The 25,014-nt window shown below is 70.8% G+C and carries 22 protein-coding genes; 21 read left to right on the plus strand and 1 reads right to left on the minus strand.

Annotation, left to right across the window (positions count from 1 at the left end):
• Nucleotides 1-125 precede the first annotated feature (125 nt).
• The 20 genes from ACWC9T_RS21780 to ACWC9T_RS21875 all read left to right on the plus strand — a co-directional run bounded on the left by ACWC9T_RS21780 (nt 126) and on the right by ACWC9T_RS21875 (nt 24,163).
• Entirely contained in the window at nt 126-1,250 is a 1,125-nt protein-coding gene (locus ACWC9T_RS21780) for a sensor histidine kinase (RefSeq protein ID WP_449822690.1), read from the plus strand.
• Nucleotides 1,247-1,954, plus strand: a complete 708-nt coding sequence (locus ACWC9T_RS21785) for a response regulator (RefSeq protein WP_449822691.1) — start codon at nt 1,247-1,249, stop codon at nt 1,952-1,954. The genes ACWC9T_RS21780 and ACWC9T_RS21785 overlap by 4 nt, the downstream gene beginning before the upstream one ends.
• A 666-nt stretch (nt 1,955-2,620) precedes the next feature.
• Nucleotides 2,621-2,980: an NADH-quinone oxidoreductase subunit A gene (locus ACWC9T_RS21790; protein WP_030060100.1), complete on the plus strand. Its 360-nt coding sequence runs from the start codon at nt 2,621-2,623 to the stop codon at nt 2,978-2,980.
• A 111-nt stretch (nt 2,981-3,091) separates the two neighbouring features.
• Nucleotides 3,092-3,646: a NuoB/complex I 20 kDa subunit family protein gene (locus ACWC9T_RS21795; RefSeq protein ID WP_031079294.1), complete on the plus strand. Its 555-nt coding sequence runs from the start codon at nt 3,092-3,094 to the stop codon at nt 3,644-3,646.
• A complete protein-coding gene (locus ACWC9T_RS21800) occupies nt 3,643-4,383 on the plus strand; it encodes an NADH-quinone oxidoreductase subunit C (protein WP_449822692.1) in 741 nt (246 codons plus the stop codon). Before ACWC9T_RS21795 ends, ACWC9T_RS21800 begins: the two co-directional genes overlap by 4 nt.
• A complete protein-coding gene (locus ACWC9T_RS21805; protein WP_449822693.1) occupies nt 4,383-5,747 on the plus strand; it encodes an NADH-quinone oxidoreductase subunit D in 1,365 nt (454 codons plus the stop codon). The genes ACWC9T_RS21800 and ACWC9T_RS21805 overlap by 1 nt, the downstream gene beginning before the upstream one ends.
• Nucleotides 5,744-6,499: an NADH-quinone oxidoreductase subunit NuoE gene (gene nuoE / locus ACWC9T_RS21810; RefSeq protein WP_449822694.1), complete on the plus strand. Its 756-nt coding sequence runs from the start codon at nt 5,744-5,746 to the stop codon at nt 6,497-6,499. Before ACWC9T_RS21805 ends, nuoE begins: the two co-directional genes overlap by 4 nt.
• On the plus strand, nt 6,499-7,860 hold the full coding sequence (gene nuoF / locus ACWC9T_RS21815) for an NADH-quinone oxidoreductase subunit NuoF (protein WP_449822695.1): 1,362 nt from the start codon (nt 6,499-6,501) through the stop codon (nt 7,858-7,860). The genes nuoE and nuoF overlap by 1 nt, the downstream gene beginning before the upstream one ends.
• Nucleotides 7,857-10,361, plus strand: coding sequence for an NADH-quinone oxidoreductase subunit G (locus ACWC9T_RS21820; RefSeq protein ID WP_449822696.1), 2,505 nt, complete (start codon nt 7,857-7,859; stop codon nt 10,359-10,361). Before nuoF ends, ACWC9T_RS21820 begins: the two co-directional genes overlap by 4 nt.
• Nucleotides 10,358-11,701, plus strand: coding sequence for an NADH-quinone oxidoreductase subunit NuoH (nuoH, locus tag ACWC9T_RS21825; RefSeq protein WP_449822697.1), 1,344 nt, complete (start codon nt 10,358-10,360; stop codon nt 11,699-11,701). The genes ACWC9T_RS21820 and nuoH overlap by 4 nt, the downstream gene beginning before the upstream one ends.
• Before the next feature lie 6 nt (nt 11,702-11,707).
• Nucleotides 11,708-12,310, plus strand: coding sequence for an NADH-quinone oxidoreductase subunit NuoI (nuoI, locus tag ACWC9T_RS21830; protein ID WP_449822698.1), 603 nt, complete (start codon nt 11,708-11,710; stop codon nt 12,308-12,310).
• Complete coding sequence (locus ACWC9T_RS21835) at nt 12,310-13,275, plus strand: NADH-quinone oxidoreductase subunit J (RefSeq protein ID WP_449822712.1); 966 nt, start codon at nt 12,310-12,312, stop codon at nt 13,273-13,275. Before nuoI ends, ACWC9T_RS21835 begins: the two co-directional genes overlap by 1 nt.
• Entirely contained in the window at nt 13,272-13,571 is a 300-nt protein-coding gene (gene nuoK / locus ACWC9T_RS21840) for an NADH-quinone oxidoreductase subunit NuoK (RefSeq protein WP_449822699.1), read from the plus strand. The genes ACWC9T_RS21835 and nuoK overlap by 4 nt, the downstream gene beginning before the upstream one ends.
• 14 nt (nt 13,572-13,585) lie before the next feature.
• Nucleotides 13,586-15,481, plus strand: a complete 1,896-nt coding sequence (nuoL, locus tag ACWC9T_RS21845; RefSeq protein ID WP_449822700.1) for an NADH-quinone oxidoreductase subunit L — start codon at nt 13,586-13,588, stop codon at nt 15,479-15,481.
• Nucleotides 15,482-15,584: 103 nt separating this feature from the next.
• The gene (locus ACWC9T_RS21850; RefSeq protein WP_449822701.1) at nt 15,585-17,219 is read left to right on the plus strand and encodes an NADH-quinone oxidoreductase subunit M; all 1,635 of its coding nucleotides are present in this window, start codon (nt 15,585-15,587) and stop codon (nt 17,217-17,219) included.
• On the plus strand, nt 17,216-18,853 hold the full coding sequence (gene nuoN / locus ACWC9T_RS21855; RefSeq protein WP_449822702.1) for an NADH-quinone oxidoreductase subunit NuoN: 1,638 nt from the start codon (nt 17,216-17,218) through the stop codon (nt 18,851-18,853). Before ACWC9T_RS21850 ends, nuoN begins: the two co-directional genes overlap by 4 nt.
• A 252-nt stretch (nt 18,854-19,105) precedes the next feature.
• Complete coding sequence (locus ACWC9T_RS21860) at nt 19,106-20,116, plus strand: polyprenyl synthetase family protein (RefSeq protein WP_449822703.1); 1,011 nt, start codon at nt 19,106-19,108, stop codon at nt 20,114-20,116.
• Between the two features lie 114 nt (nt 20,117-20,230).
• Complete coding sequence (locus tag ACWC9T_RS21865; protein ID WP_355670136.1) at nt 20,231-20,893, plus strand: response regulator transcription factor; 663 nt, start codon at nt 20,231-20,233, stop codon at nt 20,891-20,893.
• 220 nt (nt 20,894-21,113) lie between these two features.
• Nucleotides 21,114-23,111 carry a 2-oxoacid:acceptor oxidoreductase subunit alpha gene (locus tag ACWC9T_RS21870; protein WP_449822704.1) on the plus strand — a complete coding sequence of 666 codons (1,998 nt, stop codon included), beginning with the start codon at nt 21,114-21,116 and terminating at the stop codon, nt 23,109-23,111.
• Nucleotides 23,108-24,163: a 2-oxoacid:ferredoxin oxidoreductase subunit beta gene (locus ACWC9T_RS21875; RefSeq protein WP_449822705.1), complete on the plus strand. Its 1,056-nt coding sequence runs from the start codon at nt 23,108-23,110 to the stop codon at nt 24,161-24,163. Before ACWC9T_RS21870 ends, ACWC9T_RS21875 begins: the two co-directional genes overlap by 4 nt.
• Nucleotides 24,164-24,226: 63 nt before the next feature.
• Here ACWC9T_RS21875 and ACWC9T_RS21880 read toward each other — a convergent pair whose 3' ends face one another.
• Entirely contained in the window at nt 24,227-24,607 is a 381-nt protein-coding gene (locus ACWC9T_RS21880) for a VOC family protein (RefSeq protein WP_449822706.1), read from the minus strand.
• Nucleotides 24,608-24,706: 99 nt separating this feature from the next.
• Between ACWC9T_RS21880 and ACWC9T_RS21885 the strand changes: the two genes are divergently transcribed.
• Nucleotides 24,707-24,928: a hypothetical protein gene (locus ACWC9T_RS21885; RefSeq protein ID WP_449822707.1), complete on the plus strand. Its 222-nt coding sequence runs from the start codon at nt 24,707-24,709 to the stop codon at nt 24,926-24,928.
• Nucleotides 24,929-25,014: the final 86 nt, after the last annotated feature.

Raw genomic sequence — 25,014 nt, forward strand, 5'->3', positions numbered from 1 at the left:
GCAGTGCCGATCGGGCTGTTCCCGCTGCTCAACCCGCCTGTGAAATATGCCGATCGGCACAGGCGCGCCCGCTGGGACGCGTCGTAATGTGACGGCAGTCGAAGAGTCGAAGAGAGGCGGTGACGATGACTCAGATCCTGTCCCTGGTTGTCCCGGCCCTGCTGCCGCCGGCCTGGCGGCTCCGCGGGCGGCTCGGATCGGCGGCGGTGACCACCGCGCTGGGCGCGGTGTCGGTGGCGGTCTCGGTCGCCGTCTGCTTCACCGGCCACTGGTCGGAGGCGGACCGCTGGGCCGGGCTGGTCGGTCTGGCCGAACTGGCCGCCCTGCTGCTGGCGGTGGCCCTCAGCCTGCGCGCCGAGAACGGCCCGCGGAGCGCGGCGGCCGCCTGGACGGCGTGCGGAGCGGTCGCGCTCTGGCCGTCCCGGTTCGACGGGCCGGTCGACGCGCTCACGCTCTTCGGGTTCGGATCGATGCTGTCCCTGCCGACGGTGCTGATCGGGCTCTACCTGCGGGGCCTGGACGAGAGCCGGGCCCGTGCGGTGGCCGAGGCCAGGCGGGCGCAGCGGCTCGAACTGGCCCACGATCTGCACGACTTCGTGGCGCACGACGTCAGCGGCATGGTTGCCCAGGCCCAGGCGGGGGCGTACCTGGCCTCCATCGACCCGGCGCGGGCGGCCGAGATGTTCGAGCGGATAGAGCAGGCCGGGCAGCGGGCCCTGGCCTCGCTGGACCGGACCGTACAGCTGCTGCGCAGCGAGGAGGCTGGCGGCCGCAGTCCGCAGCCCGGTCTCGCCGAACTGGCCCGGGTGGCCGAGCAGTTCACCGCTGCGGGGGGCGCCGAGGTCCGGTTGGAGCTGCCGGAGGGGCCGGTACCGCGCGAGGTGGAGGGCACCGTCCATCGGATCGCGGTCGAGTCCCTGACCAATGTCCGCCGGCACGCCCCGGCCGCGCGGACGGTCGAGGTCCGCGCTCGCCGCAGCAGCGGACGGCTGGAGCTGACCGTGACCGACGACGGCGGGGTGCCGGCTCCGGGCGGGCGTCCGCGTCGGGGTGGCGGGAGCGGCCTCCCGGGACTGGCGGCCCGGGTGGAGGCCCTCGGCGGCTCACTGGAAGCCGGCCCGTACGAGCGGGAGGGTTGGAGGGTGACGGCGGTGCTGCCGCTGGACGCGGCCGCCGGCGGGCCGGAACGATCCGGGCCGGCACGATCGCAGAGGCCGACGAGGGTCGGTACGGGGGAGGTGCAGGGATGAGCAGCGGTACGGGGCCGGTTCGGATCCTGATCGCGGACGACCAGGCGGACGTCCGCAGTGCGTTCCGGATGATTCTGGACGTCCAACCGGACATGACGGTGGTGGCCGAGGCGGCGGACGGCGCCGTGGCGGTGGAGGAAGCGCAGAGGCTGCAGCCGGACGTGGTGCTCGCGGACATCCGGATGCCGAAGCTCGACGGTTTGGAGGTCACCCGGCAGTTGGCCGGCCAGTGCAAGGTGATCGTGGTGACCACCTTCGACCTGGACGAGTACGTGCATACGGCGTTGCGGCACGGTGCGGCGGGGTTCCTGCTGAAGCGCTCAGGGCCGGTGCTGCTGATCGAGGCGATCCGGGCGGCGATGGCCGGGGACGCGTTGATCAGCCCGCAGGTCACCGTACGGCTCCTGCGGCACATGGCCCTTCCGGGAGCGGAGCCGAAGCCCGGGGTGGCCTCCGGGGCGGGGACCAGTGCGGCGACGGCGGGGCCGCTGATAGCCGGGCCGGTGGAGGAACTGACCGCGCGGGAAAGGGAGATCGCCGAGCAGGTGGCGAACGGGGCGACCAACGCCGAGATCGGTGCGGGGCTGTTCATCTCGCCGGGGACGGTGAAGAACCACCTCGCCAGCATCCAGCGCAAGCTCGGCGCCCGTAACCGGGTGGGCATCGCGGCCTGGGTGTGGGAGCAGGCGGCTGGCAACCGGTAACCGGCGCCCGGCTCGCAAGGGCGAGGAGGGGCAACCCCGGGGCGGCGGCCGCGCGTGAGCGGCCCCGGCCCCGTTCCCCGACATGCCCGCGGGCAGCAGGCAGCAGGCAGCGGCCGGCGGGCATGCGGGGCAGCGGGCAGCGGGGATGCGCGCAGCAGGCCGCGGGCGGTGGACGGCGGGGGGCGAAGGAAGCGGGGCGGGCGGGGAGGGGAGAGGAACCCCCCCCGACGACAACCTCGCGCGCTTGTGAACGAAGGGTCAAGCAGGCGTTCAAGCCCCCGCCACCCCTGCGAGTGAGCCGCTATAACACGTCAACATGACGCCTAGAAATTTGCCCAGCGCGACGCATAGTTGATATAGGAACGTGCCGCTGACCAGCCACTTCAAAGGTAAATGCGACTGGTTGTGATCATTTGACTCCTTTGTGTTGACAATTCTGGGCATGTTCACATTCGCCATCATTCACATGGTGTCGTAGATCACAAAGATGACGGTGAACTGCGTGTCGCAGATCACAAGCCGACGGGCATAGGATGCGCTCACTCCAGGCTTTGTGAACTGCCTCACATGAGGTGGATCTCGGGAACTGGGGCGCGGGTTCACCTCAGCGTGACCTGCCGGTTCCGATCTGCAGTCAAGGACGACTGGACGGAGGGAGCGGGGGCTATGAATGCCTACGCGCCGATCCTCGTACTCGGTGCCATCGCGGCGGCGTTCGCGGTCGGCTCCGTCGTGATGGCCTCACTCACCGGCCCCAAGCGCTACAACCGGGCCAAGTTGGAGGCGTACGAGTGCGGCATCGAGCCGACCCCGCAGCCCGTGGGCGGCGGTCGGTTCCCGATCAAGTACTACCTGACGGCGATGCTCTTCATCGTCTTCGACATCGAGATCGTCTTCCTCTACCCCTGGGCGGTGACCTTCGACGCCCTGGGGATCTTCGGGTTGGTCGAGATGCTGCTGTTCATCGCCACCGTCTTCGTCGCGTACGCCTACGTGTGGCGCCGCGGCGGCCTGGAGTGGGACTGAGCGCGGGGCGGCAGCCCCACCCGTCGGCCGGCGCGCGACCGCTTGTGAACGAGCGGACAAGCCGGAACCGGTCGACGTACCAGCGGACTTGAGGGCATTGAGAGGGATCTGATGGGAATCGAGGAGAAGCTGCCGAGCGGCTTTCTGCTCACGACCGTGGAGACGGCCGCTGGCTGGGTGCGCAAGGCGTCACTCTTCCCGGCCACCTTCGGTCTGGCCTGCTGCGCGATCGAGATGATGACCACCGGCGCCGGCCGCTACGACCTGGCCCGGTTCGGCATGGAGGTTTTCCGAGGCTCCCCCCGGCAGGCCGATCTGATGATCGTCGCGGGCCGGGTGAGTCAGAAGATGGCCCCGGTGCTGCGCCAGGTGTACGACCAGATGGCCAACCCCAAGTGGGTCATCTCGATGGGTGTCTGCGCCTCCTCCGGCGGGATGTTCAACAACTACGCGATCGTCCAGGGCGTCGACCACATCGTCCCGGTGGACATCTACCTGCCCGGCTGCCCGCCCCGCCCGGAGATGCTGATGGACGCCATCCTGAAGCTGCACGACAAGATCCAGCACGAGCCGCTGGGCGTTAACCGGCGCCGCGCCGAGGAACTCGGTGAGGCCCTCGCCCTCAAGGCCACCCCGATCAGCGAGATGCGGGGGCAGCTGCGATGAGCGAACAGGTACCCGAGACCCGCCGCGAGCAGCCGGTCCGCGAGCTCCCGGTCGAGGTGGTCGGCCGCCGCCAGGGCATGTTCGGCGCCCACGGCAGCGGCGACACCTCGGGCTTCGGCGGCCTGGCCGCCCCGATCGTGCTGCCCGGCCCGAGCGAACGCCCGTACGGCGGCCCACGCGGCGGAGCCGCAGGATACGGCGCTTTCGACGAGGTCGCCGACGAGCTGGAGGGGGCCCTGGAGGAACAGGGCCTGGACCCGGCCGAGGTGATCGAGAAGACCGTGGTCGACCGCGGCGAGCTCACCTTCCACATCGACCGGGACCACCTGTTGAGGACCGTCCGCATCCTGCGCGACGACCCAGCGCTGCGCTTCGAACTGTGCCTGGGCGTCAGTGGCGTGCACTACCCGGGCGACAAGGGCCGCGAGCTGCACGCGGTCTACCACCTGCGCTCGATCACCCACGGTCGGCTGATCCGGCTGGAGGTCACCGCGCCGGACGCCGACCCGCGGATCCCCTCCGTGGTGAGCGTCTACCCGACCAACGACTGGCACGAGCGCGAGGTCTACGACTTCTTCGGCTTGGTCTTCGACGGCCACCCGGCGCTCACCCGGATCATGATGCCGGACGACTGGCTGGGCCATCCACAGCGCAAGGACTACCCGCTCGGCGGCATCCCCGTCGAGTACAAGGGCGCCCAGATCCCGGCACCCGACCAGCGGAGGTCGTACAGCTGATGAGCACTCAGCGCTACGAAGAGGCCAACGAAGAGACCCGCGGCGAGACCGAGGAAGCGCAGGCCCGCGAGACCACCGAGGGCCGGGTCTTCACCGTCACCGGCGGCGACTGGGGCGAGGTGGTCGAGGCGGTCGGCCGGGCCGACGACGAACGCATCATCGTCAACATGGGCCCCCAGCATCCGTCCACCCACGGCGTGCTGCGGCTGATCCTGGAGATCGACGGCGAGACGGTGAAGGAGGCCCGCTGCGGCATCGGCTACCTCCACACCGGCATCGAGAAGAACATGGAGTTCCGCAGCTGGGTCCAGGGCACCACCTTCGTGACCCGCATGGACTACCTGACCCCGCTCTTCAACGAGACCGCCTACTGCCTGGCGGTCGAGAAGCTGCTCGGCATCACCGAGGACATCCCGGAGCGGGCCGACGTCATCCGGGTGATGATGATGGAGCTCAACCGGATCTCCTCGCACCTGGTCTGCCTGGCCACCGGCGGCATGGAGATCGGCTCCACCACCCTGATGATCTACGGTTTCCGGGACCGCGAACTCATCCTGGACGTCTTCGAGCTGGTCACCGGCCTGCGCATGAACCACGCGTACGTGCGCCCCGGCGGCCTCGCCCAGGACCTGCCGCCCGGCGCCGTCGACCAGATCCGCGAGGCGGTCAAGGTCTTCCGCTCCCGGATGCACGAGTACGACAAACTCGCCACCGGCAACCCGGTGTTCAAGGCCCGACTGGTCGACGTCGGCTTCCTCGACCTGCCCGGCTGCCTGGCCCTCGGCGCCACCGGTCCGATCCTGCGCGCCACCGGCCTGCCGCACGACCTGCGCAAGACCGACCCGTACTGCGGCTACGAGAACTACGAGTTCGAGGTCGCCACGGCGGACACCGCCGACTCCTACGGCCGCTTCCTGATCAGGCTGGAGGAGATGAAGCAGTCGCTGCGGATCGTCGAGCAGTGCCTGGACCGGCTGCGGCCGGGCCCGGTCATGGTGGCCGACAAGAAGATCGCCTGGCCCGCCCAACTCGCCGTCGGCCCCGACGGGATGGGCAATTCGCTCGACCACATCCGCAAGATCATGGGCACCTCGATGGAGGCCCTGATCCACCACTTCAAGCTGGTCACCGAGGGCTTCCGAGTCCCGGTCGGCCAGGCGTACGCGGCGGTCGAGTCGCCCAAGGGCGAGCTGGGCGTGCACGTGGTCAGCGACGGCGGGACGCGCCCGTACCGGGTCCATTTCCGGGATCCGTCGTTCACCAATCTGCAAACGATGGCGGCGATGTGCGAGGGCGGCCAGGTGGCCGACGTGATCGTCGCGGTGGCCGGGATCGACCCGGTGATGGGAGGCGTGGACCGGTGACCAACGTCGAACTCGGACTGCCGGCGCTGCCGGCCCCGCCGTACCCCGAGGAGGTGCACACCCGGCTGGCCGCCGACGCCGCCGAGCTGATCGGCCGCTACCCGCAGGCCCGCTCGGCGCTGCTGCCGCTGCTGCACCTGGTGCAGGCCGAGGAGGGCTTCGTCAGCCCGACCGGGATCCGCTTCTGCGCCGAGCAGCTGGACCTCACCACCGCCGAGGTCACCGCCGTCGCCACCTTCTACACCATGTACCGGCGGCGCCCGGCCGGGACGTACCACGTCGGGGTCTGCACCAACACCCTGTGCGCGGTGCTCGGCGGCGACCAGATCTTCGCCGAGCTCCAGCAGCACCTGGGCATCCGCAACAACGAGACCACCGAGGACGGTGAGGTCTCGATCGAGCACATCGAGTGCAACGCCGCCTGCGACTACGCCCCCGTGGTGATGGTCAACTGGGAGTTCTTCGACAACCAGACCCCGGAGAGCGCCAGGCAGCTGGTCGACGACCTGCGGGCCGGCCGGGAGGCGCGGCCCACCCGCGGCGCCCGGCTGTGCGGCTTCAAGGAGACCGCCCGGATCCTGGCCGGGTTCCCCGACGAACGCCCAGGCGCCAACGACGAGTCCGGCGCCGGCGGCGCCCCCTCGCTGGCCGGCCTGCGGCTCTCCAGGGGCGAGGCCCTGCCCGGCACCGGCGGCACCAAGGTGGTCTCCCCGCGCCACGAGGAGCCCGGCCAGGAAGGGACTGAAGCGTGATGACCTCCGCCGAGCCGGCCGAGAAGCTGCTCACCCCCGTCCTGTCCGCCTCCTGGGACGACAGCAGCCCCTGGACACTCGCCACCTACCGCCGCCACCAGGGTTACGAGGGCCTCAAGGCGGCCCTGGCGATGCCCCCGGACGACGTGATCGCCCTGGTCAAGGACGCCGGCCTACGCGGCCGCGGCGGCGCGGGCTTCCCCACCGGAATGAAGTGGCAGTTCATCCCGCAGAACGACGGCAAGCCGCACTACCTGGTGGTCAACGCGGACGAGTCCGAGCCGGGCACCTGCAAGGACATCCCGCTGATGTTCGCCAACCCGCACGCGCTGATCGAAGGCATGATCATCGCCTCCTACGCGATCCGCTGCGACCACGCGTTCATCTACCTGCGCGGCGAGGTCGTTCCGGTGCTGCGCCGGCTGCACGCGGCCGTCGCCGAGGCGTACCAGGCCGGGCTGCTGGGCCGGAACATCCTCGGCTCCGGCGTCGACCTCGACGTCACCGTGCACGCCGGCGCCGGCGCGTACATCTGCGGCGAGGAGACGGCGCTGCTGGACTCGCTGGAGGGCCGCCGCGGCCAGCCGAGGCTGCGCCCGCCGTTCCCGGCGATCGCCGGCCTGTACGCCTGTCCGACGGTGGTCAACAACGTCGAGTCGATCGCCTCGGTGCCGCCGATCCTGGCCCGGGGCAAGGAGTGGTTCAAGGGCCTGGGCACCGAGAAGTCCCCCGGCTTCACGCTGTACTCGCTCTCCGGCCACGTCACCAACCCCGGCCAGTACGAGGCCCCGCTCGGCATCACCCTGCGCCAACTGCTGGACCTCAGCGGCGGCATCCGCCCAGGCCACCGGCTGAAGTTCTGGACCCCGGGCGGCTCCTCCACCCCGATGTTCACCGACGAGCACCTCGACGTCCCACTGGACTACGAGGGCGTCGGCGCGGCCGGCTCGATGCTCGGCACCAAGGCGCTGCAGGTCTTCGACGAGACCACCTGCGTGGTGCGGGCGGTCACCCGCTGGACCGAGTTCTACGCCCACGAGTCCTGCGGCAAGTGCACTCCGTGCCGCGAGGGCACCTACTGGCTGGTACAGCTGCTCAAGCGGATCGAGGCGGGCGAGGGCGTCGAGGGGGACCTGGAGAAGCTCCTCGACATCGCCGACAACATCAACGGCAAGTCCTTCTGCGCGCTGGGCGACGGCGCGGCCAGCCCGATCGTCTCCTCGCTCCAGCACTTCCGGGCCGAGTACGAGCAGCACCTCGCCGAGCGCCGCTGCCCGTTCGACCCGGCCGCCTCCACCGTCTGGGCCGACGGCCCCCGCCCCGGCCACCAGTCCGCCACCGAAAGGGAGGTGCACGCGTGACGATCACAGAGCCAACCGCCTCCGAAACCGCGGTCGAACTGGTCACGCTCACCATCGACGGCGTCGAAGTGAAGGTCCCCAAGGGCACCTTGGTGATCCGGGCCGCCGAGACCATCGGCACCCAGATCCCGCGCTTCTGCGACCACCCGCTGCTGGACCCGGCCGGCGCCTGCCGGCAGTGCATCGTCGAGGTCGAGGGCCAGCGCAAGCCGGTCGCCTCCTGCACCATCCCGGTCGCCGAGGGCATGGTGGTGCGCACCCAGCTCAGCTCGCCGGTGGCCGAGAAGGCCCAGCGCGGCGTGATGGAGCTGCTGCTGATCAACCACCCGCTGGACTGCCCGATCTGCGACAAGGGCGGCGAGTGCCCGCTGCAGAACCAGGCGATGTCCACCGGCGGCGCGGACTCCCGCTTCGAGGGCATGAAGCGCACCTACGAGAAGCCGGTGCCGATCAGCAGCCAGGTGCTGCTGGACCGGGAGCGCTGCGTGCTGTGCGCCCGCTGCACCCGCTTCTCCCAGCAGATCGCCGGGGACCCGTTGATCGACATGGTGGAGCGCGGGGCGCTGCAGCAGGTCGGCACCGGCGAGGGGGACGACTTCGAGTCGTACTTCTCCGGGAACACCATCCAGATCTGTCCGGTGGGCGCACTGACGTCGACGGCCTACCGTTTCCGCTCCCGCCCCTTCGACCTGGTCTCCTCGCCGAGCGTGTGCGAGCACTGTTCGTCGGGCTGCGCCCAGCGCACCGACCACCGGCGCGGCAAGGTGCTGCGTCGCCTGGCCGGCGATGACCCGGCGGTCAACGAGGAGTGGAACTGCGACAAGGGCCGGTTCGCCTTCCGCTACGCCCAGCTGCGGGACCGGCTGACCACCCCGCTGGTGCGGGTGGACGGCGAACTGGTGCCCGCCTCCTGGCCGGAGGCGCTGGCCCGGGCGGCCGAGGGGCTGCGCGGGGCCCGTACCGGTGTGCTGGCCGGTGGCCGGGTGACGGTCGAGGACGCGTACGCCTACGCCAAGTTCGCCCGGGTGGTGCTGGGCACCAACGACGTGGACTTCCGGGCCCGCCCGCACAGCGGCGAGGAGGCGGACTTCCTGGCCGCGGCGGTCGCCGGGCACGGGGTGGACGTGGCCGGCGACGGGGTGACGTACGAGCAACTGGAGCACGCCCCGGCGGTGCTGCTGGCGGGCTTCGAGCCGGAGGAGGAGTCGCCGATCGTCTTCCTGCGACTGCGGAAGGCGGCCCGCAGCCGCGACCTGAAGGTGTACTCGGTGGCGGCCTTCGCCTCCCGGGGCCTGGCCAAGCTGCGCGGCGTGCTGCTGCCGGCCGCCCCCGGCACCGAGCCGGAGTGGTTCGCGGCGCTGGCGGCGGACGAGCCGCTGAACGACGAGGCCGGGCAGGCGGCCGAGCTGCTGCGCCGACCGGGCGCGGTGATCCTGGCGGGCGAGCGGCTGGCCGCGATCCCGGGCGCGCTGACGGCGCTGCTGCGGCTGGCGCACGCGACCGGGGCCGAGCTGGCCTGGGTGCCGCGCCGGGCGGGCGAGCGCGGGGCGGTGGAGGCCGGCGCGCTGCCGGGCCTGCTGCCCGGCGGCCGGCCGGTGGCCGCTGCCGCGGCCCGGGCGGAGGCGGCCGCGGTGTGGGGGGTGGCGGAGCTGCCCTCGCGGCCCGGCCGGGACACCGACCGGATCATGGCCGCGGCCGCCCAGGGCGACCTGGACGCGCTGGTGGTCGGCGGGGTGGACCCGGACGACCTGCCGGACCCGGCGCTGGTCGACGAGGCGCTGGCGGCGGCGCGGTTCATCGTGTCGGTGGAGCTGCGGCCCTCCGCGGTGACGGCGCGGGCGGACGTGGTGCTGCCGGTGGCGGCGGTGGCCGAGAAGGCGGGCACCTTCCTGGACTGGGAGGGTCGGGTGCGGATGTTCGAGGCCGCGCTCAAGCCGGACCAGCAGATGGGCCGCCACCTCCAGTCCGACCTGCGGGTGTTGACGATGCTCGCGGACGCGCTGGGTCACCGGCTGGGCCTCGCGGACGTCCGGGCGGCCCGGCTGGAGCTGGACCGTTTCGAGCCCTGGCAGGGCGACCGCGTGGCCGACCCGGCGGTGCACCCCGGGCCGCTGCCCCGGCCGGCCACCGGCCAGGCGGTGCTTGCGGGTTGGCGCCAGCTGCTGGACAACGGCGTGCTGCAGCAGGGCGATCCGCACCTGGCGGGCACCCGGCACCGGGCGGTGGCCCGGATCTCGGCGGCCACCGCGAAGGAGATCGGCGCCGGGGCGGCGGCCGCGCTGCGGCTGACCGGCCCGGCTGGCTCGCTGGTCCTGCCGCTGGAGGTCACCGACTCGATTCCGGACCGCACGGTCTGGATCCCGCTCAACTCCACACCGGGCGGAGCCCACCGCACGCTCGGCACCACCGTCGGCCACCTGGTCACGATCGCCGCGGCCTCGCTGGAGCCGGTCGCCGTCGAGGACGAGGCCCGGTCCGGCCGCGAAGGGGAGGACCGATGACTCCGCAGCCGTACGAGACGCTCCACTTCTTCGGGCAGGACCCGTGGTGGCTGGTGCTGCTGAAGGCGGTGTTCTGTTTCGCGTTCCTGGTCCTGACGGTGCTGATCGCGATCGTCTGGGAGCGCAAGGTGGTGGCCTGGATGCAGTTGCGCATCGGGCCGAACCGGCACGGCCCGTGGGGCATGCTGCAGTCGCTGGCGGACGGCGTGAAGCTGGCACTGAAGGAAGACCTGGTGGTCAAGGGCTCGGACAAGGTGGTCTACATCCTGGCCCCGATCGTCTGCGCCATCCCGGCCTTCATGGCCTTCGCGGTGATCCCGTTCGGCCCGGCCGGCAACGAGGTGTCGATCTTCGGCACCCGGACGCCGCTGCAGCTGACCGACTTCCCGGTGGCGCTGCTGTACATCCTGGCGACGGCCTCGGTGGGCATCTACGGGATCGTGCTGGCGGGTTGGTCCTCCGGCTCGACGTACCCGCTGCTGGGCGGGCTGCGCTCCTCCGCGCAGATGATCAGCTACGAGATCGCGATGGGTCTGTCCTTCGCGGCGGTGTTCATCTACTCGGGCTCGATGTCCACCTCGGAGATCGTGGCGCACCAGCAGCCGACCTGGTTCGCGGCGCTGCTGCCGGTGTCGTTCATCGTCTACGTCATCGCGATGGTCGGTGAGACCAACCGGGCGCCGTTCGACCTCCCGGAGGCCGAGGGCGAGCTGGTCGGCGGCTTCAACACCGAGTACTCCTCGCTGAAGTTCGCGATGTTCATGCTGGCCGAGTACGTCAACATGGTGACCGTCTCGGCGGTGGCCTCGACCCTGTTCCTGGGCGGCTGGCGGGCCCCCTGGCCGGTGTCGACCTTCTGGGAGGGCGCCAACCACGGCTGGTGGCCGATGCTGTGGATCACGTTGAAGATCCAGCTGCTGCTGTTCTTCTTCATCTGGCTGCGCGGCACGCTGCCCCGGTTCCGCTACGACCAGTTCATGAAGCTGGGCTGGAAGGTGTTGATCCCGGTCTCGCTGGTGTGGCTGGTGCTGATCGCGAGCGTGCGGGCGCTGCGCAACGAGGGCTACGGCTTCGGCGAGGTGGTGCTGTACGTGGGTGCGCCGGTCAGCGTGGTCCTGCTGCTGACGCTGCTGCGGGACTTCCTGAGGAAGCAGCCCGACGAAGCTGCGACGTTCGAAGGCGGGGCGCCCCCGAAGGGCGAGTTCGACCCGATGGCGGGCGGGTACCCGGTGCCGCCACTGCCCGGGCAGGAGCTCCCGCCGGTGCCGCGTCGGCGCAGCCGCGCCCCGAAGCAACTGCAGGACGCCCTCAACGGGGCCGACCATTCCGAAGGGAGCTGATCCGAGATGTCGTCCGACCAGACGGGCAGGGCCGAGCGGGCCGACCGGCCGTCGATCCTCGGCCCGGCCGCCGGCTTCGGCGTGACCTTCAAGGCCATGTTCAAGAAGCGGCTCACCGAGCAGTACCCGGAGCAGAAGAAGCCCACCGCTCCGCGCTTCCACGGCCGCCACCAGCTGAACCGGCACCCGGACGGCCTGGAGAAGTGCATCGGCTGCGAGCTGTGCGCGTGGGCCTGCCCGGCTGACGCGATCTACGTGGAGGGCGCGGACAACCGGGACGAGGAGCGCTACTCGCCGGGTGAGCGCTACGGCGCGGTCTACCAGATCAACTACGCCCGCTGCATCCTGTGCGGGCTGTGCATCGAGGCCTGCCCGACCCGGGCGCTGACCATGACCAACGAGTACGAGCTCGCGGACTCCTCCCGCCGGGACCTGATCTTCACCAAGGAGCAGTTGCTGGTGGGGCTGTCCGAGGGCATGGTCGACACCCCGCACGCGATCTACCCGGGCTCCGACGAGGGCGCGTACTACCGGGGCGAGATCATCGCGGCGGCGCCCGGGACGGTCCAGCAGGAGCGCACCGACCGGGAGAAGGAGGTGCAGCAGTGATCACGCATCTCGCGGCCGGGACCGGGACGACCTCCACTGGTGAGGCCGTCCAGTTCTGGGTGCTCGCGGTGATCGCGGTCGGCGGCGCGCTCGGCATGCTGCTGATGCGCAAGGCCGTGCACAGCGCGCTCTGCCTGGCGGCGACCATGATGTCGCTGGCGGTCTGTTACATGGCGCAGGGCGCGGTGTTCCTGGGTGTGGTGCAGATCGTGGTCTACACCGGCGCGATCATGATGCTGTTCCTGTTCGTGGTGATGCTGGTGGGCGTCACCAGCGAGGACTCGCTGAAGGAGCAGCTGAAGGGCCAGCGGTTCGCCGCGGTGCTGTGCGGGCTGGGTTTCGGCGTGCTGCTGATCGCCGGGATCGCCCACGCGAAGCTGAACCACTTCACCGGGCTGACCGAGGCGAACGCCGAGGGCAACGTGCCGGGCCTGGCCCGGCTGATCTTCACCCGCTACGTCTGGGCCTTCGAGGTCACCGGCGCGCTGCTGATCACCGCGGCGATCGGCGCGATGGTGCTGACCCACCGGGAGCACGTGAAGGCCCCGAAGACCCAGCGCGAGCTGGCGGATCAGCGGGTCAAGGACAACCTCCAGGTGCCGCCGCTGCCGGCCCCGGGCGTGTACGCCCGGCACAACGCGGTGGACGTTCCGGCGCTGTTGCCGGACGGCACCGTCGCCGAGGACTCGGTGATGGCGACGCTGCGCGAGCGCGGCCAGATCCGGGACGTCAGCCAGGCGATGCTGCAGCGGATGGCGGAGCTGGAGAACACCACGGCGGACTGGCTGGGCCGTCCGTCCTCGGAGCGGTCGGCGGTGGCGCCGCCGCGCAAGTCGCTGGAGCTGGCGGGCGCCACCAACGGCAACAACGGCAACAACGGCACCAACGGCACCAACGGCACCAACGGCACCAACGGCACCAGCCTCGGCCAGGCCGGCGGGGCGGACGAGGAGGGCGTGCGGTGAGCCCGGTCAACTACCTGTACCTGTCGGCCCTGTTGTTCACCATCGGCGCGTCCGGGGTGCTGATCCGGCGCAACGCGATCGTGCTGTTCATGTGCGTGGAGCTGATGCTGAACGCCTCGAACCTCGCGCTGGTGACCTTCTCCCGGCTGCACGGGACCCTGGACGGCCAGATCATCGCGTTCTTCACGATGGTGGTCGCGGCGGCCGAGGTCGTGGTCGGCCTCGCCATCATCGTCTCCATCTTCCGGACCAGGCACTCCGCTTCGGTCGACGACAGCAACCTGATGAAGCTGTAGGCGGAGGGCCTTCGGTGAACTCTCTCATTCCGCTGCTGGTGGCGGCTCCGCTGGCCGGTGCCGCCCTGCTGCTCCTCGGCGGCCGGGCACTGGACCGGTTCGGCCACTGGCTGGCCACCGCGCTCGCCGCGCTCTCGTTCGGCTTCGGCCTGGCGCTGTTCTCGGACATGCTCGGCCGCGACGCCGAGCACCGGGCGGTGGCCGAGCACCTGTTCAGCTGGATCCCGGTGAACGGCTTCCAGGCCGACATCTCGTTCCAGCTCGACCAGTTGTCGATGACCTTCGTCCTGCTGATCACAGGCGTCGGCACGCTGATCCACCTGTACTCGGTGGGCTACATGGCGCACGACGAGCGCCGGCGCCGCTTCTTCGCGTACCTGAACCTGTTCCTGGCGGCCATGCTGCTGCTGGTGGTGGCCGACAACTACCTGCTGCTGTACTTCGGTTGGGAGGGCGTGGGCCTGGCCTCGTACCTGCTGATCGGTTTCTGGCAGCACAAGCCGAGCGCGGCGACGGCGGCGAAGAAGGCCTTCATCGTCAACCGGGTCGGCGACATGGGCCTCTCGATCGCGATCATGCTGATGTTCGCCGAGTTCGGCTCCTTCGCCTTCGGCCCGGTCTTCGGCGGGGCGTCCCAGGCGAGCGAGGGCAAGCTGACCGCGATCGGTCTGATGCTGCTGCTGGCGGCCTGCGGCAAGTCGGCCCAGGTGCCGCTGCAGTCCTGGCTCGGGGACGCGATGGAGGGTCCGACCCCGGTCTCGGCCCTGATCCACGCGGCCACCATGGTGACCGCCGGCGTCTACCTGATCACCCGCTCCTCGGTGATCTTCGACCTGGCGCCGGACGCGCAGACCGCCGTGGTGGTGGTCGGCGCGGTCACGCTGCTGTTCGGTGCGATCGTCGGTTGCGCCAAGGACGACATCAAGAAGGCACTGGCCGGCTCGACCATGTCGCAGATCGGCTACATGGTGCTGGCGGCCGGGCTCGGCCCGATCGGCTACGCCTTCGCGATCATGCACCTGGTGACCCACGGCTTCTTCAAGGCCGGGCTGTTCCTCGGCGCCGGGTCGGTCATGCACGGCATGAACGACGAGGTGGACATGCGCCACTACGGCGGCCTGTGGAAGCACATGAAGGTCACCTTCATCACCTTCGGCCTCGGCTACCTGGCGATCATCGGATTCCCGGGCCTGTCGGGCTTCTTCTCCAAGGACAAGATCATTGAGGCCGCCTTCGCCAAGGGCGGCACCGAGGGCTGGATCCTCGGCGTGTGCGCCCTGGTCGGCGCGGCCGTCACCGCGTTCTACATGACCCGGGTGATGCTGCTGACCTTCTTCGGCGAGAAGCGCTGGCAGCCGGACGAGGAGGGCAACCTCCCGCACCCGCACGAGTCGCCGGGGACCATGACCGTCCCGATGGTCCTGCTGGCCGTCGGCTCGGTCTTCGCAGGCGGGCTGTTCGCCTTCAACGACTCCTTCCTGAAGTGGCTGGAGCCGGTCACCGGGTACAGCGAGGGCAACTCGCCGCTCGGCTCGTGGACCGTCACCGGGCTGACCACGGTCTGCATGCTGGCCGGCGTCGGCCTGTCCTACCTGATGTACGGGCGCTCGCCCGTCCCGGTGGTCCCGCCGGTCGGCTCCCCGCTCACCCGGGCCGCCCGCCGCGACCTGCTGCAGGACGACTTCAACCACGCGGTGCTGGTGCGGCCGGGCTCGGCGCTCGCCGCGACACTGGTCTACTTCGACAGCCGCGGCCTGGACGGCTTCGTCAACGGTCTGGCCGCCACCATCGGGGGCCTGTCCAGTCGGCTGCGGCGGGTCCAGAACGGCTTCGTCCGCTCGTACGCGCTCTCCATGTTCGGCGGCACGCTGGTGCTGGTCGCCTCGACTCTCCTGATGAGGTCCGTGTGATGACTCGTCCTGAAACGCGTCGGGAGGTCAGGCTCATGAGCGAGCGAAGCGTCGAATGCCGCGTGTGGGCGAATGCCCCTGCCGAGCGAAGCGAGGTGGGCGCATGAGCGTGTTGTTGACCGCCACCTGCGCCGTCCCGGCGGCCGGTGCGGTGCTGACCGCCGCCCTGCCCGCCGGGTCGACTGAGTCCCGGCGCACCACCACCAAGGCCGTCGCCCTGGGCGTCTCGGCCGTCACCCTGGCGCTGGCCGTCGTGGTGGCGACCCGGTTCGACGGGCACGGCGCCCGCTACCAGCTGACCGAGTCGTACAGCTGGATCCGCTCCTTCGGCATCAGCTTCTCGCTCGGCGTGGACGGCATCGGCGCCGTGCTCGCCCTGCTGACGGCCGTCCTGGTGCCGATCGTCATGCTGGCCTCCTGGCACGACGCCGACCCGGCGCCCGCGGCCCCCGACGGCACCTTCGACCCGGACACTTTTGAGGGGCGAAGGAGGACCCAGGGCTTCTTCGCCCTGATCCTGGCGGTGGAGGCGATGGTGATCGTCTCCTTCTACGCCACCGACCTCTTCCTGTTCTACGTGTTCTTCGAAGCCATGCTGATCCCGATGTACTTCCTGATCGGCGGCTTCGGAGACCGGGCCGGCGGCCCCGAGTCGGCGCGCCAGCGCTCCTACGCGGCCGTCAAGTTCCTGCTGTACAACCTGCTCGGTGGTCTGGTGATGCTGGCCGCCGTGATCGGGCTGTACGTGATCGCGCAGGACCAGGGCTTCAGCACCTTCGACCTGCCGACCCTCACCAACGCGATCGCCGGCGGCAAGCTGCAGCTGACCGGTACCGCCGAGAAGGCGCTGTTCCTCGGCTTCTTCTTCGCCTTCGCGGTGAAGGCCCCGCTGTGGCCGCTGCACACCTGGCTGCCGAACGCGATGGGCGAGGCCACCGCCGGGACCGCCGTTCTGATCACCGCCGTGGTGGACAAGGTCGGCACCTTCGCGATGCTGCGGTTCTGCCTCGGGCTGTTCCCGGACGCCTCGAAGACCTTCGCCCCGGCGATCCTGGTCCTCTCGCTGATCGGGATCATCTACGGCGCGCTGCTGGCGGTCGGCCAGAAGGACATCAAGCGGCTGGTCGCCTACGCCTCGATCTCGCACTTCGGCTTCATCATCATGGGCATCTTCGCCCTGACCAGCCAGGGCCAGAGCGGCGCGACCCTCTACATGGTCAACCACGGCATCTCCACCGCCGCGTGGATGCTGGTGGCCGGCTTCCTGATCTCCCGCCGCGGCTCCCGGCTGATCGCCGACTACGGCGGTGTGCAGAAGGTCGCCCCGGTGCTCGCCGGGACCTTCCTGATCGGCGGCCTGGCCACTCTGTCGCTGCCGGGGCTGGCCCCGTTCGTCAGCGAGTTCCTGGTGCTGGTGGGCACCTTCACCCGCTACCCGGCGATCGGCATCGTCGCCACCTTCGGCATCGTGCTGGCCGCGCTGTACGCCCTGCTGCTGTACCAGCGCACCATGACCGGCCCGGTGAAGGACGGGGTCCGTACGATGCCCGACCTCAGGGCCCGCGAACTCGCCGTGGTGGCGCCGTTGGTGGCGCTGACGATCCTGCTCGGCGTCTACCCCAAGCCGCTCACCGACCTGGTCAACCCCTCGGTGAACGCGACCCTCTCGCAGGTCCACCAGACCGACCCGGCGCCGGCCCACCCGGTCGCCGCCACCTCAGGAGGTGAGCAGAAGTGAGCGTCACCGCAGTGCTCGCCGCCGCCGGCGGCAACACCCCCAGCATCCCGGCGCCGCACATCGAGTACGGCCAACTCTCCCCGATGCTGGTGGTGTTCGGCGCCGCCGTGGCCGGCATCCTGGTCGAGGCCTTCGTGCCCCGGCGGCTGCGGCACTGGACCCAGGTCTCGCTCGCACTGGTCGCCCTGATCGGCGCGTTCACCGCCGTGGTGGTGCTGGCCGCGCAGGGCCACGGCGCGCCCCGGATCGACCTGCTGGCCATGGAGTCGGTCGCCCTGGACGGCCCGGCGCTGTTCCTGCAGGGCGTGATCCTGCTGGTCGCGGTGGTCGCGGTGCTCACCTACGCCGAGCGCAAGCTGGAGCCCAAGGGCGGCGGGCTGCCCGCCGACGCCTTCGCCGCCCAGGCCGCCGCCACCCCCGGCGGCGAGCAGGAGCGGGCCGCGATCAGGTCCGGCTTCACCACCAGCGAGGTCTTCCCGCTGACCATGTTCGCGGTCGGCGGCATGCTGCTCTTCCCCGCCGCCAACGACCTGCTGACGATGTTCGTGGCGCTGGAGGTCTTCTCCCTCCCGCTCTACCTGCTGTGCGCGCTGGCCCGCCGCCGCCGGCTGCTCTCCCAGGAGGCGGCGGTCAAGTACTTCCTGCTCGGCGCCTTCGCCTCGGCCTTCTTCCTGTTCGGCACCGCGTTGCTGTACGGCTACGCGGGCAGCGTGAAGCTCGGCGACATCGCTGACGTCATCTCCGGCAAGGCGATGACCACCCCGGCGCAGCTGAGCACCACCCAGAGCGACGCGCTGCTGCTGACGGGCCTGGCGATGCTGGCGGTCGGCCTGCTGTTCAAGGTCGGCGCGGTGCCCTTCCACTCCTGGACCCCGGACGTCTACCAGGGCGCGCCGACCCCGGTGACCGGCTTCATGGCGGCGGCCACCAAGGTCGCGGCCTTCGGGGCCTTCCTGCGGCTGTTCTACGTGGCCTTCCCGGGCCTGCGGCTGGACTGGCGGCCGGTACTGTGGGGCGTGGCGATCCTCACCATGGTGGTGGGCGCGGTGCTGGCGGTGACCCAGCAGGACGTCAAGCGGCTGTTGGCGTACTCCTCGATCGCGCACGCCGGGTTCATCCTGACGGGTGTGATCGCCGTCAACAAGCAGGGCCTGTCCTCGGTGCTGTTCTACCTGCTGGCGTACTCCTTCGTGACGCTCGGCGCCTTCGCCGTGGTCACCCTGGTGCGCGACTCCAAGGGCGAGGCGACCCACCTGTCCAGCTGGGCGGGGCTGGGGCGGCGCTCGCCGCTGGTGGCGGCGGTGTTCGCGCTGTTCCTGCTGGCCTTCGCCGGGATCCCGCTGACCTCCGGCTTCACCGGGAAGTTCGCGGTGTTCCAGGCGGCGGCGGCCGGCGGGGCGACGCCGCTGGTGGTGGTCGGTGTGCTGAGCTCGGCGGTGGCCGCGTTCTTCTACATCCGGGTGATCGTGCTGATGTTCTTCTCGGACCCGAAGCCGGGCGGCCCGACGGTGGTGATCCCGAGCGCCTTCACGGCGACCGCGATCGGGGTGGGGGTGCTGGTGACGCTGAGTCTCGGCCTGCTGCCGCAGTACTTCCTGGACCTGGCGTCCAAGGCCTCGCTGTTCGCGTACTGACCGTCGCCGGTCGGTTTGCTGGAGATCGGTCCGGAAGTCAGGGCCGATCTCCAGCCTTTATTTCCAGACGAATTCGCCCCCACCGCCGCAACACCCCGACAGCCGCCCTGACCAGGCCTTCCGGCCCGATCATGACGGGATCCGCACGCCCGTGCAGTGATCCACTCACGACCGGATACCCTGCCTGTATGGCCAGCGGCGGCACTCAGGGACCAGGCCGCTAGATCGACCAGGGACAGAGGAGTGGTCTTCGTGACCGTCGTGGAACCCTTCGGGCTCAGCGTGCAGGACCGCGACCTGACCCGGGACGTCCAGGCCGGACTGGAGGCGGTGGAGGCGGCGCTCGGAGAAACCGTCAAGAGCGACGTCCCCTTCATCACCGTCACGGCCAGTCACCTCCTGGAGGCCGGCGGCAAGCGCTTCCGTCCGCTGCTCCTGCTGCTGGCCGCCCAGTTCGGCGACCCGGGCGCGCCCGGCGTGGTGCCCGCCGCGGTGGTCGTCGAGCTGACCCACCTGGCCACGCTGTACCACGACGACGTCATGGACGAGGCGCCGGTGCGCCGCGGCGCGGAGAGCGCCAACTCCCGCTGGGACAACTCGGTCGCCATCCTCACCGGCGACTTCCTCTTCTCCCGCGCCTCCCAGGTCCTGGCCGACCTCGGCCCGGAGGCCGTGCGGATGCAGGCCGAGGCCTTCGAGCGGCTGGTCACCGGCCAGATCCTGGAGACCCGCGGGCCGGGCCCGGAGGCGGACCCGCTGCTGCACTACCTGGACGTGCTGGAGGGCAAGACCGGATCGCTGATCGCCGTCTCCTGCCGGATAGGAGCGCAGATGGCCGGCGCCGAGCCCTGGCAGGTCGACATCCTGGGCGAGTTCGGCGAGCGGATCGGCATGGCCTTCCAGCTGGCCGACGACGTGCTCGACATCGCCAGCGACGGCCACGAGTCAGGCAAGACCCCCGGCACCGACCTGCGCGAGGGCGTGCCGACCCTGCCGACCCTGCTGCTGGAGCAGATGCCCGTCGACCCGGACGACCCGGACGACGTGCGGCTGCGCGAGCTGCTCACCCAGGACCTCGCCGACGACGAACTACACGCCGAGGCGCTGCGCCTGCTGCGCCGCCACCCCGCCCTGGAGCGCGCCCGCCGGGAGACCCTGCGGCACGCCGAGGAGGCCCGGGCGCTGCTCGCCCCGCTGCCGGACTGCGCGGCGAAGGCGGCCCTGGAGGGGCTCTGCGACGCGGTGGCGATCCGCACCATGTGACCGGGCCCGGCGATCGCTCCTCATGAACGGGGCGATCCGGACCTTGCCCTCCGGCGGCGTGCGCGGATGGGGGAGACTGACTCCCGTCAGCTCGTGCCTGCCCGGAAGGTCGCCATGCGTCGCGTCGTCATCGCCGAGGACTCCGTACTGCTGCGGGAGGGTCTGACCCGGCTGCTCACCGATCGGGGCCTGGAGGTCGTGGCGGGCGTCGGGGACGGCGACGCCCTGGTGAAGACCATCCACGACCTGGCGGCGGCCGACGCCCTGCCGGACGTGGTGGTTTCCGACGTGCGGATGCCCCCGACCCACACCGACGAGGGCCTGCGCGCCTGCGTGGAGTTGCGCGGCCACTACCCGCAGCTGGGCGTGCTGGTGCTGTCGCAGTTCGTGGAGGAACGTTACGCCTCCGAGTTGCTGGCCGGTTCCACCCGGGGCGTCGGCTACCTGCTGAAGGACCGGGTCGCCGAGGTGCGCGAGTTCGCCGACGCGGTCGTCCGGGTCGCCGAGGGCGGCACCGCGCTGGACCCCGAGGTGGTGCAGCAGTTGCTCAGCCGCAGCCGCAAGGGCGACGTTCTGGCCAATCTCACCCCGCGCGAGCGCGAGGTGCTCGGCCTGATGGCGGAGGGCCGCACCAACGCGGCGGTGGCCAAGCAGCTGGTGGTCTCCGACGGCGCGGTGGAGAAGCACGTCAGCAACATATTCCTCAAGCTCGGCCTCGCCCAGAGCCCGGAGGACCACCGCCGGGTACTCGCGGTGCTCACCTACCTGAACTCCTGACCCGGTCCGACGGGCCTCGCAGGACCGGCCGCCGGAGCGCGGAATGATCTCCGGCGGCCGTGCGTTGTCGCTATGTGCGCCACCGGAACGGGCGGCTGCAACTTCCTGCCGGAGTTCCGGTCGGGCTCAAGGTCGCACGCATAGGATGCGAGCGGTGCACCAGGCGGACGGGGCACGGGGCCGCGCCCGCGGTGGTGCGCCTACGAGGAGGTCCGCGGCAGTGACCAGTCAGGTCGATCAGTCAGAGGCAGTGGACGGATCGGGCGGCGACGAGGGTCGTACCGGCAACGGTGACGGACACCCCGGCGCGAACGGGCCCGCCGGTCCGCACGCCCCGGGCGGCCCGCCGCCGAAGCGCGCCAAGCCCGTTCGCAGACTCGATCGGGTGATCATCCGCTTCGCCGGTGACTCCGGTGACGGCATGCAGCTCACCGGTGACCGGTTCACGTCGGAGACGGCCACCTTCGGCAACGACCTCTCCACGCTGCCGAACTTCCCGGCCGAGATCCGGGCCCCCGCCGGCACCCTGCCGGGTGTCTCGTCCTTCCAACTGCACTTCGCCGACCACGACATCCTCACCCCGGGCGACGCCCCGAACGTGCTGGTGGCGATGAACCCGGCGGCGTTGAAGGCGAACCTGCCCGACCTGCCGCGCGGCGCGGAGATCATCGTCAACACCGACGAGTTCACCAAGCGCGCGCTGGCGAAGGTCGGTTACCCGGCCGACCCGCTGAGCGACGATTCGCTGGACGGCTTCCACCTGCACAAGGTGCCGCTGACCACGCTGACCCTGGAGGCGCTCAAGGAGAGCGGGCTGTCCCGCAAGGACGCCGAGCGTGCCAAGAACATGTTCGCGCTCGGGCTGCTGTCGTGGATGTACCACCGCCCGACCGAGGGCACCGAGCGGTTCCTGCGCGGCAAGTTCGCCAAGAAGCCGGAGATCGCCGAGGCCAACATCAGCGCCTTCCGGGCGGGCTGGAACTTCGGCGAGACCACCGAGTCCTTCGCGGTCTCCTACGAGGTGCCGCCGGCCAAGCTCCCCTCCGGGCGTTACCGCAACATCTCCGGCAACCTCGCCCTGTCCTACGGCCTGGTCGCCGCCGCGCAGCGCTCCGGCCTGCCGCTCTACCTGGGCTCGTACCCGATCACCCCGGCCTCGGACATCCTGCACGAGCTCTCCAAGCACAAGAACTTCGGGGTGCGTACCTTCCAGGCCGAGGACGAGATCGCCGGCATCGGCGCCGCGCTCGGCGCCGCCTTCGGCGGGGCGCTCGGCGTGACCACCACCTCCGGGCCCGGTGTCGCGCTCAAGTCCGAGACCATCGGCCTGGCCGTCTCGCTCGAACTCCCGCTGCTGATCGTGGACATCCAGCGCGGCGGCCCGTCCACCGGCCTGCCGACCAAGACCGAGCAGGCCGACCTGCTGCAGGCCATGTTCGGCCGCAACGGCGAGGCCCCGGTGCCGATCGTCGCCCCGGCCACGCCCGCCGAGTGCTTCGACGCCGTGCTGGAGGCGGCCCGGATCGCGGTGACCTACCGCACCCCGGTGTTCCTGCTCTCGGACGGCTACCTGGCCAACGGCTCCGAGCCCTGGCGGATCCCGGCCGTCGACGAACTGCCCGATATCGACCCGCAGTTCGCGACCGGCCCAAACCGCGAGGACGGCGCCTTCTGGCCGTACCTGCGGGACCCGCACACCCTCGCCCGCCCCTGGGCAGTGCCCGGTACGGCCGGTCTGGAGCACCGGATCGGCGGCATCGAGAAGCAGGACGGCACCGGCAACATCTCCTACGACCCGGCCAACCACGACTTCATGGTCCGCACCCGCCAGGCCAAGGTCGACGGCATCACGGTCAAGCCGGTGGAGGTCGACGACCCGACCGGCGACGCCCGGGTCCTGGTCCTCGGCTGGGGCTCGACCTACGGCCCGATCACCGCGGCGGTGCGCCGGGTGCGCGCGGACGGCGGCGAGATCGCGCAGGCGCACCTGCGCAACCTCAACCCCTTCCCGGCCAACCTGGGTTCGGTGCTGCGCAGTTACGAGAAGGTCATCGTGCCCGAGATGAACCTCGGGCAGCTCGCGCTGCTGCTGCGGGCGAAGTACCTGGTGGACGCCGAGTCTTACAACCAGGTGCGCGGACTGCCGTTCAAGGCGGCGCAGTTGGCGGACGTGCTGTGGGCTGCGATCGGCACCCTGGACGAGGAGGACCACCGATGAACGAGAACGGCTTCCCGTCCCTGCGGCTGGTGCCCAAGGCCGAAGGGCCGCAGAGCGCCCGGGACTTCAAGACCGACCAGGAGGTGCGCTGGTGCCCCGGCTGCGGGGACTACGCGATTCTGGCGGCGGTGCAGTCCTTCATGCCGGAGCTCGGCATCAAGCGTGAGAACACGGTGTTCGTCTCCGGCATCGGCTGCTCCTCGCGCTTCCCGTACTACATGAACACCTACGGGGTGCACTCGATCCACGGCCGGGCGCCGGCGATCGCGACCGGGCTGGCCTCCTCCCGGCGGGACCTGAGCGTCTGGGTGGTGACCGGTGACGGCGACGCGCTGTCGATCGGCGGCAACCACCTGATCCACGCCCTGCGGCGGAACGTCAACCTGAAGATCCTGCTGTTCAACAACCGGATCTACGGCCTCACCAAGGGCCAGTACTCGCCGACCAGTGAGCTCGGCAAGATCACCAAGTCCACCCCGATGGGCTCGCTGGACGCGCCGTTCAATCCGCTGTCGCTGGCGATCGGCGCGGAGGCCTCCTTCGTGGCGCGCACCATCGACTCGGACCGCCAGCACCTGCAGTCGGTGCTGCGGGCGGCGGCCGAGCACGAGGGCACCGCGCTGGTGGAGATCTACCAGAACTGCAACATCTTCAACGACGGCGCCTTCGAGGTGCTGAAGGAGCCCGGCACCCGCGACGAGGCGCTGATCCGGCTGGAGCACGGGCAGCCGATCCGCTTCGGCGGCGAGACTGCGAACGGCGTCTTCCGGGGGCCGGACGGCGAGTTGTTCGTCGCCCCGGTCACCGCGGACAACGAGGCGGAGCTGCTGGTGCACGACGCCCACGCCGCCAGCCCGGCCACCGCCTTCGCGCTCTCCCGGATCGCCGACGCGGACACTCTGCACCACACGCCGATCGGTGTGCTGCGGGACGTCTCGCGGCCGGTGTACGACGAGCTGATGGAGAACCAGCTGGCCACCGCCGCGGCCCACCGGGGCCCCGGTGACCTGGCGGCGCTGCTGGCGGGCAACGACACCTGGACGGTGGACTGACCGTCCCCGCAAGCGAGTTGGCGCCCCCGTCCGACATCGGACGGGGGCGCCTTCCCGTTGCGGTTACGCCTTGACCCACTCGACCAGCTCGACCACGACCCCGTTCGGGTCGGCGACCTGGAACAGCTTCTCGCCCCACGGCTCCACGAGCAGCGGCAGGGTGATCTCGACCCCCTCGTCGCGCAGCCGCTTCTCCTCCGCGGCGATGTCCTCGACGTTGAACGCCAGGATCACCCCGCCCGCGGTCCGGTTCCGCTGGTCCTCGGGCAGGACCTCCAGGCCGCGGCGCAGGTAGACGACGTTGACCCCGCCGCCGGGGTGGCCGAGCGAGACGAAGCCGTCGGCGGACATCTGCTCGGTGTAGCCGAAGTGCCGCTGGAGGAAGGCGGCGGAGGCGGTGACGTCCTCGACGGTCAGGGAGACGACGGTGCTGGTGATCTGCATTGGCGGAGCCCTCTCGTCAGTGCGCACGGTTACCCCGTACGCTGTACACTATACATAGTACGGAGAATTGCGCCAAGGGAATCCGCTTCATTCGCGCCCGTGTTGGCCGTGTACTGGGGCCTGCCGGTCGAGCCGTTGGAGGCCTGGTACCGCGAGGTGCGGGCGGGGCTGGCGGCGGGGAAGGCGATCAACGGGTTCGGGTTGAGCATCCGCGGCCCGCGGCTGGAGGAGCCGTCCGGGCCGACGGTGAACCTGGTGTTCCTGTCCGCGCCCGGCGGTCCGCGGCCGGTGCGGCCGACGCTGTACTTCGAGTGGTCCTGAGCCTCCCGGCCCGGGGGGCCCCGCCGGGCGGGGGCCGGGGCGGGGGGGGGGGGGGCGCGCGGGGGGAGAGCGGGGGGGGGGGCCGC

The sequence above is a fragment of the Kitasatospora sp. NPDC001159 genome (assembly GCF_053598235.1).

What these genes read in the sequence shown, in the direction of transcription:
- ACWC9T_RS21790 (WP_030060100.1), top strand. Translation starts at nt 2,621, where the DNA reads ATGAATGCCTACGCGCCGATCCTCGTACTCGGTGCCATCGCGGCGGCG.
- ACWC9T_RS21800 (WP_449822692.1), top strand. Translation starts at nt 3,643, where the DNA reads ATGAGCGAACAGGTACCCGAGACCCGCCGCGAGCAGCCGGTCCGCGAG.
- ACWC9T_RS21875 (WP_449822705.1), top strand. Translation starts at nt 23,108, where the DNA reads ATGAACGAGAACGGCTTCCCGTCCCTGCGGCTGGTGCCCAAGGCCGAA.
- nuoH (WP_449822697.1), top strand. Translation starts at nt 10,358, where the DNA reads ATGACTCCGCAGCCGTACGAGACGCTCCACTTCTTCGGGCAGGACCCG.
- ACWC9T_RS21880 (WP_449822706.1), bottom strand. Translation starts at nt 24,607, where the DNA reads ATGCAGATCACCAGCACCGTCGTCTCCCTGACCGTCGAGGACGTCACC.
- ACWC9T_RS21805 (WP_449822693.1), top strand. Translation starts at nt 4,383, where the DNA reads ATGAGCACTCAGCGCTACGAAGAGGCCAACGAAGAGACCCGCGGCGAG.
- nuoF (WP_449822695.1), top strand. Translation starts at nt 6,499, where the DNA reads ATGACCTCCGCCGAGCCGGCCGAGAAGCTGCTCACCCCCGTCCTGTCC.
- ACWC9T_RS21850 (WP_449822701.1), top strand. Translation starts at nt 15,585, where the DNA reads ATGAGCGTGTTGTTGACCGCCACCTGCGCCGTCCCGGCGGCCGGTGCG.
- ACWC9T_RS21780 (WP_449822690.1), top strand. Translation starts at nt 126, where the DNA reads ATGACTCAGATCCTGTCCCTGGTTGTCCCGGCCCTGCTGCCGCCGGCC.
- ACWC9T_RS21865 (WP_355670136.1), top strand. Translation starts at nt 20,231, where the DNA reads ATGCGTCGCGTCGTCATCGCCGAGGACTCCGTACTGCTGCGGGAGGGT.
- ACWC9T_RS21785 (WP_449822691.1), top strand. Translation starts at nt 1,247, where the DNA reads ATGAGCAGCGGTACGGGGCCGGTTCGGATCCTGATCGCGGACGACCAG.
- ACWC9T_RS21795 (WP_031079294.1), top strand. Translation starts at nt 3,092, where the DNA reads ATGGGAATCGAGGAGAAGCTGCCGAGCGGCTTTCTGCTCACGACCGTG.
- nuoI (WP_449822698.1), top strand. Translation starts at nt 11,708, where the DNA reads ATGTCGTCCGACCAGACGGGCAGGGCCGAGCGGGCCGACCGGCCGTCG.